The sequence below is a fragment of the Microbacterium sp. NPDC089186 genome (assembly GCF_040685115.1).
GTDB classification, from domain to species: domain Bacteria; phylum Actinomycetota; class Actinomycetes; order Actinomycetales; family Microbacteriaceae; genus Microbacterium; species Microbacterium galbum.
The window spans coordinates 557,526-574,330 of sequence record NZ_JBFBHJ010000004.1 but is presented as its reverse complement, the minus strand read 5'-3'; the positions used below and the strand labels follow the sequence as shown (position 1 = coordinate 574,330).

The window sequence follows — 16,805 nt, the reverse complement described above, 5'->3', positions numbered from 1 at the left end:
GTGGGACCCACGCGGGTCCGAGCGTCACACGGGCGCCATCGAATACTACGTCCGGCCTATGAACGGCGGGGATTAGGGCCGCCTAAGACTCTCTCGACATCGAGATATCTTCGGATGCCGCCGACGCCGCGTTCCGGTGCCGTCGATCACCCGTCACCGCGCGGAAAAGCGCGCGTGCGCGCGGGCAGTAGGGTCGGAGCCATGGCCGACATCGCTATCGACGACTTCTACGCCGTGATCCCCGCCGGTGGGATCGGCAGCCGCCTGTGGCCGCTGTCGCGCGCCGACGCCCCCAAGTTCCTCCACGACCTCACCGGGTCGGGCCAGACGCTGCTGCGCGACACGTGGGATCGCCTCGCCCCGCTCTCGGGTGCCGACCGCATCGCCGTCGTGACGGGCCGTGCCCACCGCGCGGCCGTCGAACGGGAGCTCCCCGGCGTCCCCGACCACAACGTCTTCCTCGAATCGGAGCCGCGCGACTCCTCCGCGGCGATCGGTCTCGCCGCCGCCATCCTCGTGCGCCGCGAGCCCGACGTCATCATCGGCTCGTTCGCCGCCGACCACGTCATCCGCCAGACCCGTCAGTTCGACTTCGCCGTTCGTCAGGCCGTGGCCGTCGCACGGGCCGGATACATCTGCACCATCGGCATACAGCCGAGCGAGCCCTCCGTCGGCTTCGGCTACATCAAGCAGTCCGACGAGCTCATCGTCGACGACGCCCCCGAGGCGTACATGGTCGAGCGCTTCGTCGAGAAGCCCGACCTCGACACCGCGAAGGAGTACTTCTCGGACCGCGCGTACCTCTGGAACGCGGGCATGTTCATCACCCGCGCCGACGTGCTGCTCGCCGAGCTCGCCGTAAACGAGCCCGAGCTGCATGCGGGGCTGCTCGAGCTCGCCGAGGCGTGGGACGACCGCGATCGTCGCGGCCCCGCGGTCGACCGCATCTGGCCGGGACTGAAGAAGATCGCCATCGACTACTCCGTCGCCGAGCCCGCCGCCGAGAAGGGGCGCCTGGCGGTCATCCCGGGGCACTTCGATTGGGACGACGTGGGGGACTTCGCGAGCCTGTCGAAACTCAACTCCTCGGGCGGCCGCAACGAGCTGGCGATCCTCGGTGAGGACGCCCGCGTGCTCTCCGACGCCTCCAGCGGCATCGTCGTCTCGCAGACCAAGCGCGTGATTAGCCTCATCGGCGTGCGCGACATCGTCGTGGTCGACACCCCCGACGCGCTCCTGGTGACCACGAGCGAGAACGCGCAGCGCGTGAAGGGCGTCGTCGACGCCCTCAAGCTCACCGGCCGCGGCGACGTCCTCTGACACGAGAGGCCTCGGCTCGGACGCCGCTGACACCGGATGCCGCCCCGCGTGGCATCCAGTGTCTCGCCCGCTGTGGCGTGTGGCGGTCGCGTGACGCGAGATTGCGTCTTTGTAACCATTGATGCGCGCGAGGCTCTCGGGGACGCAAGCCCGCCGACACAGTAGGTAACGTGACGGGATCGTCCCCCGAACCCGTTGGGGGCATCCGTCTTGGAGGACCATTCGTGAAGACCACGAAGAAGGCCGTCGTCAGCGGCCTCGCCATGATCGGCGCCGCGGCGCTGCTCGCCGGTTGCGGCGCCGCACCCGAGAGCAACGGCGCATCCGGTGGTGCCGCCGCCGGCGCCAGCGACTACCTGCCCTGCATGGTGTCCGACTCGGGTGGATTCGACGACAAGTCGTTCAACCAGCTCGGCAAGGAGGGCCTCGACGCCGCCGCTTCCGAGCTCGGCTCGAAGAAGCCCATCGAGGTGCAGTCGCAGTCCGAGACCGACTTCGCGTCGAACCTGCAGAACCTCGTCGACCAGGGCTGCAACACCATCATCACCGTCGGCTTCCTGCTCGCCCCCGCCGCGCTGGAGTCCGCCACGGCGAACCCCGACCTGCAGTACGTCTCGATCGACGACACCGTCGACCAGAACTTCGACGGCACCACCGACGCCCCGAACATCAAGCCGATCATCTTCGACACCGCTCAGGCGGCGTACCTCGCCGGCTACCTGGCCGCGGGCACGTCGAAGACCGGCGTCGTCGGCACCTTCGGCGGCATGAACATCCCGACCGTGACGATCTTCATGGACGGCTTCGCCCAGGGCGTCGAGAAGTACAACACCGACAACAACGCGTCCGTGCGCGTCGTCGGGTGGGACCGCACCGCCAAGGACGGCTCGTTCACCGGTGGCTTCGAGGCCAACGACACCGCGCGCCAGACCGCGCAGGCGATCATCGACCAGAACGTCGACGTGCTGCTGCCCGTCGGTGGCCCGATCTACCAGTCGGCCGCCGTCGCCATCCAGGACTCCGGCCGCGAGATCGCGCTCGTCGGCGTGGACGCCGACGTGTACGAGACCGACCCCGGCATCGGCGACCTGCTGCTGACCTCGATCCTCAAGGGCATCGACGTGGGCACCAAGGACGCGATCGTCGCCGCGGGCGAGGGCTCGTTCGACACCGCCCCGTTCGTCGGCACGCTCGAGAACGACGGCGTGGGCCTGGCCCCGTTCCACGACTGGTCCGACCGTGTCCCGGCCGACCTGTCGTCGAAGGTCGACGCGCTGAAGGCCGACGTCATCAGCGGGAAGATCAAGGTCGAGTCCTACCTGGCCGGCTGAGAGAACTCCACTCTCCAGGGGAGGCCGGCGCGATGCCGGCCTCCCCTCCTCATGGAGCGGGCGCCCTGCGCCCCTCCTCCCCAGACGCCGATCCGCTCACGAGGCGGGTCGGTCTCGTCGGACGCCTCCCTCGTCCGATGCCACAGAACTTAGGATCGGGAACATGAAGCTCGAACTCCGCGGGATCACGAAAACCTTCGGGTCCCTGGTGGCGAACGATCACATCGACCTCACCGTCGAGGCCGGAGAGATCCACTGCCTGCTCGGCGAGAACGGTGCCGGCAAGTCCACCCTGATGAACGTCCTCTACGGCCTCTACCAGGCCGACGGGGGAGAGATCCTGCTCGACGACGCCGTCCAGCATTTCTCCGGTCCCGGCGACGCGATGCGCGCGGGAATCGGCATGGTGCACCAGCACTTCATGCTCATCCCCGTCTTCACGGTGGCTGAGAACGTCATGCTCGGCCACGAGCCCACCAAGGTCGGCGGTCGCCTCGACCTCGCGGCCGCCCGCGCGAAGGTGCGCGAGATCTCCGATCGCTTCGGGTTCGACGTCGACCCCGACGCCCTCGTCGACGACCTGCCCGTCGGCGTGCAGCAGCGCGTCGAGATCATCAAGGCTCTCTCCCGGGATGCCAAGGTGCTCGTCTTCGACGAGCCCACGGCCGTGCTCACCCCGCAGGAGACCGACGAGCTGATGGCGATCATGCGCCAGCTCAAGGCCGCGGGGACCTCGATCGTCTTCATCACCCACAAGCTCCGCGAGGTGCGCGAGGTCGCAGACCGCATCACGGTCATCCGTCTCGGCAAGGTCGTGGGCGAGGCCGACCCGCGCGCCTCGAACGCCGAGCTGGCCTCGCTCATGGTCGGCCGCGCGGTCGAGCTCACCGTGCAGAAGGAGGAGCCGACGCTCGGCGACGTCGGCCTCTCGGTGTCGAACCTCACGGTCGTCGACCCCATCGGACAGCTCGTCGTCAACGACGTGAGCTTCGACGTGCGTCGGGGCGAGGTGCTCGCCATCGCCGGTGTGCAGGGCAACGGTCAGACCGAGCTCACCGAGGCGCTGCTCGGGCTGCAGGAGCGCGTCGAGGGTTCCGTCGTTCTCGACGGGACGGAGCTGAACGGACGGAGCGTGCGCGCGGTCCTCGACGCGGGGGTGGGCTTCGTCCCCGAAGACCGCAAGGAAGACGGTCTGGTGGGGGAGTTCTCCATCGCCGAGAACCTCATGCTCGACCGCGCCGACGGCGCGCCGTTCGTCAAGGGCGGCGCGATCCAGCTGTCCACCCTCTCCGACTTCGCGCGCGAGAAGGTCACCGAGTTCGATGTGCGCACTCCCTCGATCGAGACCCCGGTGGGGCGTCTGTCGGGCGGCAACCAGCAGAAGGTCGTGCTGGCGCGCGAGTTGAGCCGTGACCTGCGCCTGTTCGTCGCGGCCCAGCCGACCCGTGGCGTCGACGTCGGCTCCATCGAATTCATCCACAAGCGCGTCATCGAGACGCGCGACGCCGGAGTCCCCGTCATCGTGGTCTCCACCGAGCTCGACGAGGTGACCGCCCTCGCCGACCGCATCATGGTGATGTACCGCGGTCGCGTCGTGGGCATCGTCCCCGGCGACACCTCGCGCGACGTGCTGGGCCTCATGATGGCCGGCGAAGCGCCCCAGAACGAAGGAGTCGCGGCGTGAGCGATCCGCACAGCCCGCACGACCCGACCGCCGCGCGCGCCGAGCGCGCCGCGGAGGTCGCCGAGGCCGGTCAGGCCGACCTCGCCCTCGAGGGCGAATCCCGCATCGATCCCGCCACGGAGGCACGCGTGGTCGCCCCCGAACCGGCGGACGACGAGAACCGCTGGCGGCGGGCGTTCCGCGAGATCGCCACCGGCAACGCCATCATCTCGGTGCTGGCCGTCATCCTGGCGCTGCTCGTCGGCGCCATCATGATCGCCGCCACCGACGAGAACGTGCAGGCCGCAGCGGGGTACTTCTTCGCGCGACCGGGCGACACCCTCGCCGCCATCTGGCAGTCGGTCTCCGGTGCGTACTCGTCGTTCTTCCAGGGCGCGATCTACAACTTCCGTCGTCCGGAGTTCGCCACCGGCATCCGGCCGTTGACCGAGACGCTCACCTTCGCCACGCCGCTCATCGCGGCCGGTCTCGGTGTCGCCCTGGCCTTCCGCGTCGGCATGTTCAACATCGGTGGTCGCGGCCAGATGCTCGTCGCCGCCGCTGCCGGCGGATGGGTCGCCTTCGCGTTCGACCTGCCGTGGGGCATCCACATGATCGTCGCCCTCGTCGCGGGTGTCGTCGCGGGAGCCGTCTGGGCCGGTATCGCCGGTGTGCTCAAGGCGCGCACCGGGGCGCACGAGGTGATCGTGACGATCATGCTGAACTACGTCGCGTTCTACATCGTGTACTACCTCCTGCGCACCCCCGGGCTGCTGCAGGCACCGGGATCGAACAACCCCACGACCCCTCCGATGAAGGACACCGCGGTGTTCCCCGACCTCTTCGGCTCCGGGTACAACCTGCACTTCGGTTTCGTGCTCTCGCTCGTCGCCGTCGCGGTGGTCTGGTGGATCCTCGAGCGCTCGTCGCTCGGCTTCCGCTTCCGCGCCGTGGGCCTGAACCCGAACGCGGCGCGCGTGGCCGGCATCAACGTGAAGTCGATGTACGTCTACGCGATGCTCATCTCGGGAGCCCTCGTGGGCCTCGCGGGCGTCGACCAGGTGCTCGGCACGGTGACCACCGGCTTCTCGAGCGGCATCGACGCCGGTATCGGCTTCGACGCCATCACCGTGGCCCTGCTCGGTCGTTCCACCCCCGTCGGCGTGCTGGTCGCCGGCATCCTGTTCGGCGCGTTCAAGGCCGGCGGCTTCGCCATGCAGGCGGCCAACGGCGTTCCGGTCGACATCGTCCTGGTCGTGCAGTCGCTCATCGTGCTCTTCATCGCGGCGCCGCCGCTGGTGCGCGCGATCTTCCGTCTGCCGGCCCCCGGGGCGCGCCAGCCCAAGGTGCGCGCCGCCAAGAAGAAGGAGGCGGCCCGGTGAGCACCACCGCCGCACACCCCGAGGCCACGGCTCCGGAGACGCTCGACACCGCTGTCGTCGTCAGCTGGAAGGCGCCCATCGTCTACGGCGTCATCACGGTGCTGGCCGCCGTGCTGTTCATCGTCGCCCGGCAGGACGGCGATGCCGTCTTCCGCATCTCGAGTCCCGGTGAGTTCCTGCAACTGCCCGAGGTCGTCCTCGGCGGCGTCGTCACCGGCATCGTCTGCACGGTGCTGCTCGCCGTGGTCACGCTCGCGAGCGTGATGATGGTGCGGGCACGCCGCCGCCCCCCGATCTGGCTCGCCGTGATCTTCGCCCTCGTCTTCATGGTCGGCTTCCTCACCTGGGCGGCCGCGGGGGCGACCACCTCGGTGATCCCGCTGACCGGTCTGCTGGCCGGTGGACTCAGCCTGTCGGTTCCGCTCATCTTCGGTGCCATGGCGGGTGTGCTCAGCGAGCGCGTCGGCGTCGTGAACATCGCCATCGAGGGTCAGCTGCTCGCGGGGGCGTTCACCTCCGCGATCGTGGCCACCGCGACGGGCAACCCGTTCATCGGGCTGCTCGCGGCCGGGGTCTCCGGCGTGCTCGTGTCGTTCGTGCTGGCTGCCTTCGCGATCAAGTACTTCGTCGACCAGGTCATCGTCGGTGTCGTGCTCAACGTGCTCGTGGTGGGCCTGACGAGCTTCCTGTTCTCGCAGGTCCTCGCGCCCAACGCCGCGACGCTGAACTCGCCGCCTCGCTTCCCGCGTCTGCCCATCCCCTTCCTGGCCGACATCCCGATCATCGGACCGATGCTGTTCAACCAGACCGTCATCGTCTACCTGATGTACGTCACGGTCGCCTTGGTCTACCTCGGGCTGTTCCACACGCGCTGGGGCCTGCGCCTGCGCGCGGTGGGAGAGCACCCCCAGGCCGCCGACACCGTCGGCATCAACATCGCCAAGACGCGCTTCTGGAACGTCTCGCTGGGCGGGGCCATCGCGGGCCTCGGCGGCGCGTTCTTCACGCTCGGCTCGGTCGGCGCCTTCAACAAGGAGATGACGGCGGGTGCCGGTTACATCGCGCTCGCCGCGGTCATCTTCGGCCAGTGGGACCCGATCCGGGCCACGCTCGCGGCTCTGCTGTTCGGCTTCGCATCGAACCTGCAGAACACCCTCGGCGTGATCGGATCGCCCGTGCCCAGCGAGTTCATGCTCATGCTGCCGTACGTCGTGACGATCTTCGCCGTCGCCGGTCTCGTCGGAAAGGTCCGCGGACCCGCGGCCGCCGGCAAACCGTACATCAAGGGCTGACCCAGCCCGCTTCCCCCTTCACGAGAGGACCCCCCGCACCACGATGACCGACATCGATTGGGATGAACTCCGCGCCGCGGCGACGGATGCCATGCACCGCGCCTATGCGCCCTACTCCCGCTTCAAGGTGGGCGCCGCAGCGCTCGTCGCCGACGGGCGCATCGTCTCGGGCTGCAACGTCGAGAACGCCTCGTACGGCGTGACGCTGTGCGCCGAGTGCGGCCTGGTCTCCGAGCTGCACATGTCGGGCGGCGGTCAGCTGGTGGCCTTCGTCTGCGTCGACGGCGAGGGACGCACCCTCATGCCGTGCGGTCGCTGCCGTCAGCTGCTCTTCGAGCACGCGATCCCCGGGATGCTGCTCGAAACGGTCAGCGGCATCCGGACGATCGACGAGGTGCTGCCCGACGCGTTCGGGCCCCGCGACCTCGAGGAGGCGGCGCGATGAGCGGTCAGGGATCGGTGGAGTCGTACGACGCCGTCGACATCATCCGCGCTCAGCGCGACGGACGCGCGATCACCGAGGGCGAGATCCGCTGGCTCGTCGACGCCTACACGCGCGGCTACGTCATGGACGCGCAGATGTCGGCGTTCACGATGGCAGTGCTGCTGAACGGCCTCGGTCGCGACCAGATCCGCGTGCTCACCGACGCCATGATCGCGTCGGGCGAGCGCATGGACTTCTCCTCCCTCGGCAAGGTGACCGTCGACAAGCACTCGACGGGAGGCGTGGGCGACAAGATCACCCTGCCGCTCGCGCCGCTGGTGGCCGCTTTCGGTGTCGCCGTGCCGCAGCTCTCGGGCCGGGGGCTCGGCCACACCGGTGGCACTCTCGACAAGCTCGAGTCGATCCCCGGCTGGCGTGCGGCGCTGTCGAACGACGAGATCATGGCCCAATTGCGTGACGTGGGCGCGGTCATCTGCGCCGCGGGCACGGGGCTCGCCCCCGCCGACAAGAAGCTCTACGCGCTTCGCGACGTCACCGGCACAGTGGAGGCCATCCCGCTCATCGCCTCCAGCATCATGTCGAAGAAGATCGCCGAGGGCACCGACTCGCTCGTGCTCGACGTGAAGTTCGGCTCGGGTGCCTTCATGCAGGACATCGACCGCGCGCGCGAGCTCGCCGAGACGATGGTCGCGCTCGGCACCGACTCGGGTGTGAACACCACCGCGCTGCTCACCGACATGAACACCCCGCTGGGCCTCGCCATCGGCAACGCCAACGAGGTGCGCGAGTCGGTCGAGGTGCTGGCGGGAGGCGGACCCGCCGACGTGGTCGAGCTGACCGTGGCCCTCGCCCGCGAGATGCTCACGCTGGCGGGCCGGCCCGATGCCGACGTCGAGGCGGCGCTTCGCGACGGTCGCGCGATGGACGTGTGGAAGCGCATGATCCGTGCCCAGGACGGCGACCCCGATGCCGCCCTCCCCACTCCGCGCGAGACGCACACGGTCGTCGCCGATCGCTCCGGTGTCGTCACGCGCGTCGACGCCCTGCCCTTCGGCATCGGGGCCTGGCGTCTGGGCGCGGGTCGCGCGCGGGCGGAGGATGCCGTCGTGCACGCGGCGGGTATCGACCTGCACGTGACGGTGGGCCAGTCCATCGCCGCCGGCCAGCCGCTGTTCACCCTGTCGGCCGACGATGAGACGCGCTTCGCGCGCGCCCTTGACGCGGTCGACGGTGCGTGGGAGATCGGCGACACCGCCCCGGCGGCGACGTCGATCGTGCGCGAACGCATCACCGCGTGATGGCATCCAGCAAGAGGAGCACCCCCATGGGCACAGCCACCGAGGACTTCCGCGTCGACGGCGTGAAGGTGAAGAACCTCCCGAAGGTGTCGCTGCACGATCATCTCGACGGGGGACTGCGTCCGCAGACCGTGCTCGAGCTCGCGGACGAGATCGACCTCGACCTCCCCGCCGACGATGCGAAGGGCTTGAAGGCCTGGTTCAGCGACCACATCGACGGCGGCTCGCTCGAGGACTACCTCGAGAAGTTCGACGTCACGGTGGGCGTCATGCAGACGCGCGAGGGTCTCGTGCGCGTCGCGAAAGAGTTCGTCGAAGACCTCGCCGCCGACGGCGTCGTGTACGGCGAGGTGCGCTGGGCGCCCGAGCAGCACCTCACCCGCGGTCTCAGCCTCGACGACGTCGTGGACGCCGTGCAGGAGGGCATCGAGGAAGGAGAGGATGCCGCGGACGCCCGCGGACACGACATCCGCGTCGGCCAGCTCCTCACCGCGATGCGCCACGCCGACAATTCGCGCGAGATCGCCGAGCTCGCCGTCTCGTGGCGCGGGCGGGGCGTGGTCGGGTTCGACCTCGCGGGGGCGGAGGACGGGTTCCTCCCCAGCCGCCACCGTGCCGCGTTCGAGTACCTCGCCGAGCAGTTCTTCCCGACCACGGTGCACGCGGGGGAGGGCGCCGGTCTGGCGTCCATCCGCTCCGCACTGATCGACGGGCGCGCCCTCCGCCTCGGCCACGGTGTGCGCATCGCCAACGACCTCGACGTCGTGTCCCGCGAGGGAGAAGACGTGCAGGTCACGTTCGGCGACCTGGCGCGCTGGGTGCGCGACCGCGAGATCACGCTCGAGCTGTCGCCGACGTCGAACCTGCAGTCGGGCGCCGTCAAAGCCTGGGGCGACACCATGGACGCCCACCCCTTCGACCTGCTGTACCAGCTCGACTTCTCGGTCACGGTGAACGTCGACAACCGCCTGATGAGTGCGACGACGCTCACGCGCGAGCTGGGGCTGCTGGCGGAGGCGTTCGAGTACGGCCTCGACGATCTCGAGGCCTTCCAGCTCAACGCCGCTGCCGGGGCGTTCCTCCCGGTGGAGGAGCGCGAAGAGCTCATCGAGATCATCTCGGACGGCTTCCAGCGCTGAGTCGCGGCGTCGAGTGGCGCGTACCCGCGGGTGCGCGCCACGTCGTCGTGCGATGCCCTCGCCCCTGTCGAGTGTCCAGGACACGCCGTCCCGGGCACCGGAACGCGGCGTGTCCTGGACACTCGATGAAGGGGGACCCACGCGTCTCGCTCGCGTCAGCGCGTGCGAGTGTCCGGGACACGCCGCGCCTCGCGCCGGGATGCGGGGTGTCCTGGACACTCGACGAAGGGGATGCCGGGGGGAGGGCGAGAGCCTGCAAGGCGCCGCGCCGCGCCGGGCCGGACGGGGGCCGGGGACTACGCCGGCGGGGTCGCGAGCGTGTAGCGGGTGCTCGGGCGACCGGCGGTGGAGTAGTCGAGGCTGCGGACGCACTCGCCGTCGTCGGCGAGGTGCTCCAGATACCGCCGACAGCTCACCCGCGACAGGCCGAGGTGGTCGGCGACTTCGGCCGCGCTCGCCGAGCGGAGGTCGTCGAGCGCGGTGCGCACGAGGTCGAGCGTCGGACGCGAGAGCCCTTTCGGCAGCGGGCGGCGCGTCACGGGTCGCAGGACCGCGTCCACGCCCCGCTGGTTGAGCGATCCCTCCATGGCGGCGGACGACCTGCGCTCCGCCAGGACATCGTCGATGCGCGCGTGCAGCTCGCTCGCGGTGAACGGTTTGACGAGGTAGTGCTGAACCCCCATCAGTCGTGCCGTGCGCACGGTGTCGACGTCGCGCGCGGCGGTCACGGCGATCACCTCGGGCTGCACGATCCCGGCATCCGCTCGCACGGCGCGCAGGGCGTCCAGCCCCGAGAAGCCCGGCAGGTGCACGTCGAGGAGCACCAGGTCGGGACGGAGCTCGGTGACGGCCGCCACGGCATCCGGACCGCTGCCCGCCGTGCCCACGACCTCGCACGCGGCGTGACCGGCGACGAAGAGGCCGTGCAGCGACCCGACCGCGGGCTGATCGTCGACGACGAGGACGCGAAGGACCATCATCAGACCCTTTCCGGCTCGGGCAGGACGACCTCGAACCGCGCACCGCCGAGCGGGGAGCGCGACACGCGGGCCTCGCCGCCGCGGCGACGCGCGACGCGCCGCACCAGGGCCAGGCCGATCCCGCGAGCGCGATGACGGGCGTCCTTCGTGCTGACGCCCTCGTCGAACACGCGATTATGGAGGGAGTCGGGCACCCCCGCGCCGCTGTCGTCGACGACGATGCGCACGGCGGGCGCCGTGGCATCCACCGTCACGCGGAGGTGGTCGCCGGGGCGGCAGGCTTCCAGCGCGTTGTCGACGAGGTTGCCCACCACGGTGACGATGTCGCCGACGGCCTCGGCCGGCGGGGTGCCGTCGGCGATGATCTCGAGCGCGACATCGAGCTCACGCGATCGCGCGAGCTTCACCGACAACAGCGCGGTCAGTTCGCTGCCCAGACCGGCGGCATCCGGACCGAGGTCCAGAGACCCGCCCGGGCGCACGCGCGCGATGAACTCCCGGGCGTCGTCGTAGGCTCCGAGTTCGAGCAGGCCCGAGACCACGTGCAGCGAGTTGGCGAACTCGTGCGCCTGGGCGCGCAGCCCCTCGGTGAGCGATTGCTGGCCGTCCATCTGCCGGAGCGCCTCGTGCAGCTCGCTGTGGTCGCGGAGCAGAAGCGTCGCGCCGACCAGGCGCCCGCGGTCGTCGCGCAATCCCGTCGAGCGGGCGATCACGGGGCGTTCGCCGGCGAGCACGAGGCGTCCCTCGGGCTCGCCGTCCTCCATCACCTGCAGGAGCGGCCCGTCGAGCGTCTCGTCGGCGCGGCGGCCCCGCAGAGCACCGCGGTCGATGATGCGCTCGGCGGCGTCGTTCGCACTCGTGACGATGCCGCGGTGATCGACGCGGATGACGCCCTCGCTCAGCCGGTGCAGCATCGTCTCGCGCTCGCCGACCATCTCGGCGATCTCGTCGGGTTCGAGCCCGAAGATCCGGCGACGGATGAGGGCCGCGACCCAGGCCGCGCCGAAGACCCCCGCCACCGCTGCTCCGCCGAACGCCAGCAGCAGTCCCGGCAGGCGCGACTGCAGGTCGGCCGCGAGCTCGGACTCCAGCACGCCTACCGACACCGACCCGATGATCTCGGCCCCCGCGTCGTCCTCACCGGTGTCGCCGTCGGCGTAGACCGGCACCTTCACCCGGTACGACTCGCCGAGCGTGCCCGTCTCGGTGCCCGACCACACCTGCCCCGAGAGCGGGATCGAGGGGTCTGTCGACACGCTCTCTCCGATGCGGTCGGGGTGAGGGTGCGACAAGCGGATGCCGTCGACATCGGTGACGACGACGTAGGTCAGCGACGACGCCTCCCGGATCACCTCCGCGACCGGTTGGATCGCGGCCGAGGGGTCGGGGTCGTCGAACGCCTCGACGATGACGGGCAGACGGGCGATCGACAGGGCCACGCCGACCATGCGCTCGCGGTACGAGTCCCGGATCGCGCTCTCCTGGATCCAGACGGCGACGAGGCCGGCACCGAGGGTCACGACGCACACGATCAGCGCCTGCAGCAGCAACAGCTGCAGTCTCAGCGACAGTGCTCGGACCACGCTCCATTGTCTCCCGGGCGTCGACCGCCGCCCACACCCGCCCGCGACCAATAGTTGCCGAACTCGTCGTTACTTGCGCAAGCGAGACGGCATCCGTGTGCTCTGCCTACCGTGAGCGATCAGCGGGGAGGCGACGGTGCCTCACCCGAACTCGAAGAGGAGTACCGCGCATGCGTCGCACCACCATCGCCCTCGTCCCCCTGGCTGCGCTGTCGCTCGCGGCCCTCACCGGCTGCAACCCGCAGGGCGCGGGTGCCGGCGGGGCGGCCGCCTCGCAGGATGCCGCCTCCATCGACTCCGTCAACATCGTCGTCCCCGCCGATCCGGGCGGCGGCTGGGACCAGACCGGCCGCGCCGTCTCCGACGTGCTCACCGGCGACAAGCTCGTCGGGACCGCGGCCGTGAGCAACGTCGGCGGCGCCGGCGGCACGGTCGGCCTCGCCTCGCTCGCGACCGAGCGCGACCCGTACACGCTCATGGTGACGGGCCTGGTGATGGTCGGCGCGGTCGAGACCAACGCCGCGGAGAACCGCATCGAGGACACCACCCCCATCGCGCGCCTGACCGAGGAGCCGCTGGTCGTGGTCGTGCCCGCGGCCAGCCAGTACCAGACGCTGAAGGACCTCGTCGACGCCGTCGTCGCCGACGGGCAGGGCGTCACCATCACGGGCGGCTCGGCCGGCGGCGCGGACCACATCCTCGCGGGGCTGCTCCTCGAGGAAGCCGGCCTGACCGGGGCGGACATCACCTCGAAGCTCAACTACGTGCCGAACGCCGGCGGCGGCGAGGCCGTGTCGCTGCTGCTCGGCAACAACGCCGCGGCGGGCATCTCGGGCGTAGGGGAGTTCGCCGAATACGTGAAGTCGGGCGACCTGCGCGCCCTCGCCGTCTCGAGCGAGGAGGCGGCGGCGCTGCTGCCCGACGTGCCCACCATGACCTCCGAGGGCTACGACGTCGTCTACACGAACTGGCGCGGCCTGCTCGCCCCGGGCGGGATCAGCGAGGCGGATGCCGAGGGCCTCACGAAGCTCGTCACCGACATGCACGCGTCCGACGCGTGGAAGAGCGTGCTCGAGGAGCGCGGCTGGACCGACGCCTTCCTGACCGGCGACGAGTTCACCTCCTTCGTCGAGGAGAACGTCGTCGACGTCTCCGGAACCCTGAAGAACATCGGGCTCGTGTCGTGACGACCACCGACGCACCGGGGGCGGGGCCGACCAGCCGCCCCCGGTGGGGCGCCGAGCGCATCGGCAACGTCGCCTTCGCCGGCGTCGTGGTCGGGCTGGGCGTGTTCGCCCTCGTCGGCGCGTTCGCCATCCGCGTCCCCGCCGGTCAGGCGATCGGCCCCCAGGTGTTCCCCTTCGCCGTCGCCGCCATTCTGCTCGGCTCCGGAATCACGCTGGTCATCGCCGCTCTGCGGGGCCGGGTTGCTCCGCGCGAAGAGGGTGAGGACATCGATCCGGATGCCAAGACCGACTGGTGGACGATCCTGAAGCTCGTCGCGCTGATGGTCGCCGTTCTGCTGCTGCTCGAACTGCTCGGCTGGTGGATGGTCGCCGCTCTGCTGTTCGGCGGCGTGGCCTGGACCCTCGGCGCCAAGCGTCCGTGGGTCGCCTTCCTCGCCGGTCTCGTCATCGGCATCGGCACCCAGCTCCTCTTCGGCGAGGGCCTGGGCCTCTTCCTTCCCCGCGGGGCCGCCTTCGACTGGTGGTACGGCCCCGGACCCCTGTTCGGCTAGGAGACCGTCGACATGGATGCTGTCAACTCCCTCATGGAGGGCTTCGCCACCGCGCTGCAGCCGGAGTACCTGCTGTTCGCGGTGCTCGGCGTCGTCATCGGAACCGCCGTCGGCGTGCTCCCGGGCATCGGCCCGGCCATGACCGTCGCCCTCCTGCTGCCCCTGACCTACTCGCTGTCCCCGACGGCGGCCATCATCACCTTCGCGGGGATCTACTACGGCGGGATGTACGGTGGCTCGACCACCAGCATCCTGCTGAACACGCCGGGTGAATCGGCATCCGTCATCACCGCCATCGAGGGCAACAAGATGGCCAAGCTCGGTCGCGGCGCGGCGGCGCTGGCCACCGCGGCGATCGGCTCCTTCGTGGCCGGCACGATCGCCACGGCGCTGCTGACCCTCTTCGCTCCGCTGCTCGCGCGCTTCGCGGTGAACCTGTCTCCCGCCGACTTCGTCGCGCTCATCGTCGTGGCCTTCGTCACCGTGGGTGCGCTGCTCGGGTCGTCGCCGGCTCGCGGTCTCGCCTCGCTCGGCATCGGCCTGCTCGTCGGACTCATCGGCACCGAGGTGACCACCGGTCAGGCGCGGTACACGATGGGTGTGCTCGCGCTGTCGGACGGCGTGAGCGTCGTGCTCGTGGCCGTCGGCCTGTTCGCGGTGGGGGAGACCCTGTACGTCGCCGCGCGCCTGCGCCACGGGCCCATCCCCGTCATCCCCGTCACCCGCGGCTGGCGCAACTGGATGACGAAGGAGGACTGGCGCCGCTCGTGGAAGCCGTGGCTGCGGGGCACCTTCATCGGCTTCCCGATCGGGACGATCCCCGCCGGCGGTGCGGACGTCGCGACCTTCCTGTCGTACGCGAGCGAGAAGAAGCTGTCGAAGAACCGCGAGCAGTTCGGTCGCGGGGCGATCGAGGGTGTCGCAGGCCCCGAGGCGGCCAACAACGCCGCCGCGGCCGGCGTGCTCGTGCCGCTGCTGACACTGGGCCTTCCGACGACGGCCACCGCGGCCATCATCATCACGGCGTTCCAGTCCTACGGCATCCAGCCGGGGCCCCAGCTCTTCCAGAACCAGGGCGACCTGGTGTGGGCCCTGATCGCGAGTCTGTACATCGGCAACGTGCTGCTCATCGTGCTGAACCTGCCGCTCGCGGGGATCTGGGTGAAGGTTCTGCAGATCCCGCGTCCGTACCTGTACGCCGGCATCCTGACCTTCGCCGTGCTCGGCGCCTACGCCGTGAGCTTCTCGACGCTCGACATCGTCATCCTGCTGGTGGTGGGGGCGCTGGGGTACTTCATGCGGCGCTTCGGCTTCCCGATCGCACCGCTCATCGTGGGGCTCATCCTGGGGCCGATGGGGGAGCAGCAGCTGCGCAAGGCGCTGCAGTTGAGCCAGGGAAACGTCGCCGACCTCGTGCTGCACCCCTTCGCCGCATCGGCCTACGTGCTGCTGGCGGTGTTCCTCGTGGTGGGGCTGTGGCTCAAGCGTCGCCAGAGCCGCTACGAGCGGGCGCTGGAGGCCTCGCTCGCCGCGACCGAGGGGCACCCGCAGGCCGGTGTCGACCGCCTGTGGGAGCCGGGCGAGCGCCCCACCGACGTGCGCACCGACACGATCCGCGCCGAGCTCGCGGCCGAGCAGGCCCGCTCCGCACGGGGTGAGCCTCCGCGGGACTGACCCCTTCTTGTCGAGTGTCCGAGACACGCCGGTGCCCGGCCCGGGAACGGCGTGTCTTGGACACTCACCGCCGTGTGCGGCGAGAGACGGGGCGGCGGTCAGGGACGGGGGAGGAACCCCGCGAGCTGCTCGGCGATCACCCGGTCGACCTCGGCCGGATCGGCGGTGGGGGTGCCGTCACCCGGCTGCGGGCCGTACGCGCCGAACGACGCGTGCGAGGCACCGGGGATCTCGACGAAGGCGGCATCCGCGGGCAGTTCGCCCTTGGCATCCGCGATCTTCTGCGGGGTCGACAGCCCGTCTTCCGAGCCCGACAGGCTCAGGACGGGGAGCCCGGATGCCGAGAGGTCGTTCGCGCAGTACGAGGCGAACAGCACGAGCGCGTCGGCGTCGGTCGCGAGCTGGCACGCGCGCACGCCGCCGAGCGAGTGGCCGCCCACCGCCCAGGTCGAGACGTCGGGCGCGAGGTCGGTGAACGTCGACAGCGGACGGGGGTCGAAGAAGGCGAGGTTCAGCCACGGCTTCGTGATCACGACCGTGACGCCGTCGTCGACGACGACGTCGGCGAGGGTGGCGATGTAGCCCTCCGCCTGCACCTTCGCGCCCGGGATGAACACCAGTCCCTGGCCGGTCGCTCCCGCGGTGGGGGAGATCACGATCCCCGCACCGTCGTCGGTGATCGTCAGCCCGGGATCCGCCTCGGCCGAGGCGAGCGGGCCCGGTTCGGCGCCCATGACACCGACCTGACTGTAGATCAGGATGCCGCCGACCAGCACCACGACGAGGGCGCCCAGGCCGCCGAGGGTCCACCGCAGCCATCGGCGACGGCGGCGGGGAGCAGGGGCGGCGGGGGCAGTGCTGTCTGTCACGTATACGAGCGTATCCCCGGCCGCCGGCCGTGCAGCGTCGGTCCTGCCCGCGAACACGACACCGCCGACGCGCCGCCCGATGCGGCCGCGT

General features: G+C 70.4%; 14 protein-coding genes. 11 read left to right on the top strand and 3 right to left on the bottom strand.

Annotated elements, in window-relative coordinates:
• Positions 1 to 201 precede the first annotated feature (201 nt).
• The 8 genes from AB0N82_RS16525 (at position 202) to AB0N82_RS16490 (ending at position 9,870) form a co-directional block, all read left to right on the top strand.
• Positions 202 to 1,320 (top strand): mannose-1-phosphate guanylyltransferase, encoded by a 1,119-nt coding sequence (locus AB0N82_RS16525; RefSeq protein ID WP_076674157.1) that lies wholly within the window; start codon positions 202 to 204, stop codon positions 1,318 to 1,320.
• 224 nt (positions 1,321 to 1,544) lie between these two features.
• Complete coding sequence (locus tag AB0N82_RS16520; protein WP_315993378.1) at positions 1,545 to 2,651, top strand: BMP family ABC transporter substrate-binding protein; 1,107 nt, start codon at positions 1,545 to 1,547, stop codon at positions 2,649 to 2,651.
• Positions 2,652 to 2,814: 163 nt separating this feature from the next.
• Positions 2,815 to 4,335 carry an ABC transporter ATP-binding protein gene (locus AB0N82_RS16515; protein ID WP_363393199.1) on the top strand — a complete coding sequence of 507 codons (1,521 nt, stop codon included), beginning with the start codon at positions 2,815 to 2,817 and terminating at the stop codon, positions 4,333 to 4,335.
• Positions 4,332 to 5,696, top strand: a complete 1,365-nt coding sequence (locus AB0N82_RS16510) for an ABC transporter permease (protein WP_315993376.1) — start codon at positions 4,332 to 4,334, stop codon at positions 5,694 to 5,696. Before AB0N82_RS16515 ends, AB0N82_RS16510 begins: the two co-directional genes overlap by 4 nt.
• Positions 5,693 to 6,988, top strand: coding sequence for an ABC transporter permease (locus tag AB0N82_RS16505; protein WP_315993375.1), 1,296 nt, complete (start codon positions 5,693 to 5,695; stop codon positions 6,986 to 6,988). Before AB0N82_RS16510 ends, AB0N82_RS16505 begins: the two co-directional genes overlap by 4 nt.
• A gap of 43 nt (positions 6,989 to 7,031) precedes the next feature.
• Positions 7,032 to 7,433, top strand: a complete 402-nt coding sequence (locus AB0N82_RS16500) for a cytidine deaminase (RefSeq protein ID WP_298874382.1) — start codon at positions 7,032 to 7,034, stop codon at positions 7,431 to 7,433.
• Complete coding sequence (locus tag AB0N82_RS16495) at positions 7,430 to 8,731, top strand: thymidine phosphorylase (protein ID WP_363393194.1); 1,302 nt, start codon at positions 7,430 to 7,432, stop codon at positions 8,729 to 8,731. The genes AB0N82_RS16500 and AB0N82_RS16495 overlap by 4 nt, the downstream gene beginning before the upstream one ends.
• Positions 8,732 to 8,757: 26 nt before the next feature.
• The gene (locus AB0N82_RS16490) at positions 8,758 to 9,870 is read left to right on the top strand and encodes an adenosine deaminase (RefSeq protein ID WP_363393191.1); all 1,113 of its coding nucleotides are present in this window, start codon (positions 8,758 to 8,760) and stop codon (positions 9,868 to 9,870) included.
• A gap of 296 nt (positions 9,871 to 10,166) precedes the next feature.
• Here AB0N82_RS16490 and AB0N82_RS16485 read toward each other — a convergent pair whose 3' ends face one another.
• The gene (locus tag AB0N82_RS16485; RefSeq protein WP_363393188.1) at positions 10,167 to 10,847 is read right to left on the bottom strand and encodes a response regulator; all 681 of its coding nucleotides are present in this window, start codon (positions 10,845 to 10,847) and stop codon (positions 10,167 to 10,169) included.
• Between the two features lie 2 nt (positions 10,848 to 10,849).
• The gene (locus AB0N82_RS16480) at positions 10,850 to 12,433 is read right to left on the bottom strand and encodes an ATP-binding protein (protein ID WP_363393185.1); all 1,584 of its coding nucleotides are present in this window, start codon (positions 12,431 to 12,433) and stop codon (positions 10,850 to 10,852) included.
• Between the two features lie 170 nt (positions 12,434 to 12,603).
• Here AB0N82_RS16480 and AB0N82_RS16475 point away from each other — a divergent pair, with 170 nt between their 5' ends.
• Genes AB0N82_RS16475 through AB0N82_RS16465 form a run of 3 tightly spaced genes read left to right on the top strand, consistent with a single transcriptional unit; the run spans position 12,604 to position 15,845 of the window.
• A complete protein-coding gene (locus AB0N82_RS16475; protein ID WP_315993370.1) occupies positions 12,604 to 13,620 on the top strand; it encodes a tripartite tricarboxylate transporter substrate binding protein in 1,017 nt (338 codons plus the stop codon).
• On the top strand, positions 13,617 to 14,171 hold the full coding sequence (locus AB0N82_RS16470) for a tripartite tricarboxylate transporter TctB family protein (RefSeq protein ID WP_315993369.1): 555 nt from the start codon (positions 13,617 to 13,619) through the stop codon (positions 14,169 to 14,171). The genes AB0N82_RS16475 and AB0N82_RS16470 overlap by 4 nt, the downstream gene beginning before the upstream one ends.
• 12 nt (positions 14,172 to 14,183) lie before the next feature.
• Positions 14,184 to 15,845: a tripartite tricarboxylate transporter permease gene (locus AB0N82_RS16465; RefSeq protein WP_363393181.1), complete on the top strand. Its 1,662-nt coding sequence runs from the start codon at positions 14,184 to 14,186 to the stop codon at positions 15,843 to 15,845.
• Between the two features lie 98 nt (positions 15,846 to 15,943).
• Here the strand turns inward: AB0N82_RS16465 and AB0N82_RS16460 are convergent, their stop codons facing one another.
• Positions 15,944 to 16,714: an alpha/beta hydrolase gene (locus tag AB0N82_RS16460; RefSeq protein ID WP_363393178.1), complete on the bottom strand. Its 771-nt coding sequence runs from the start codon at positions 16,712 to 16,714 to the stop codon at positions 15,944 to 15,946.
• Positions 16,715 to 16,805: the final 91 nt, after the last annotated feature.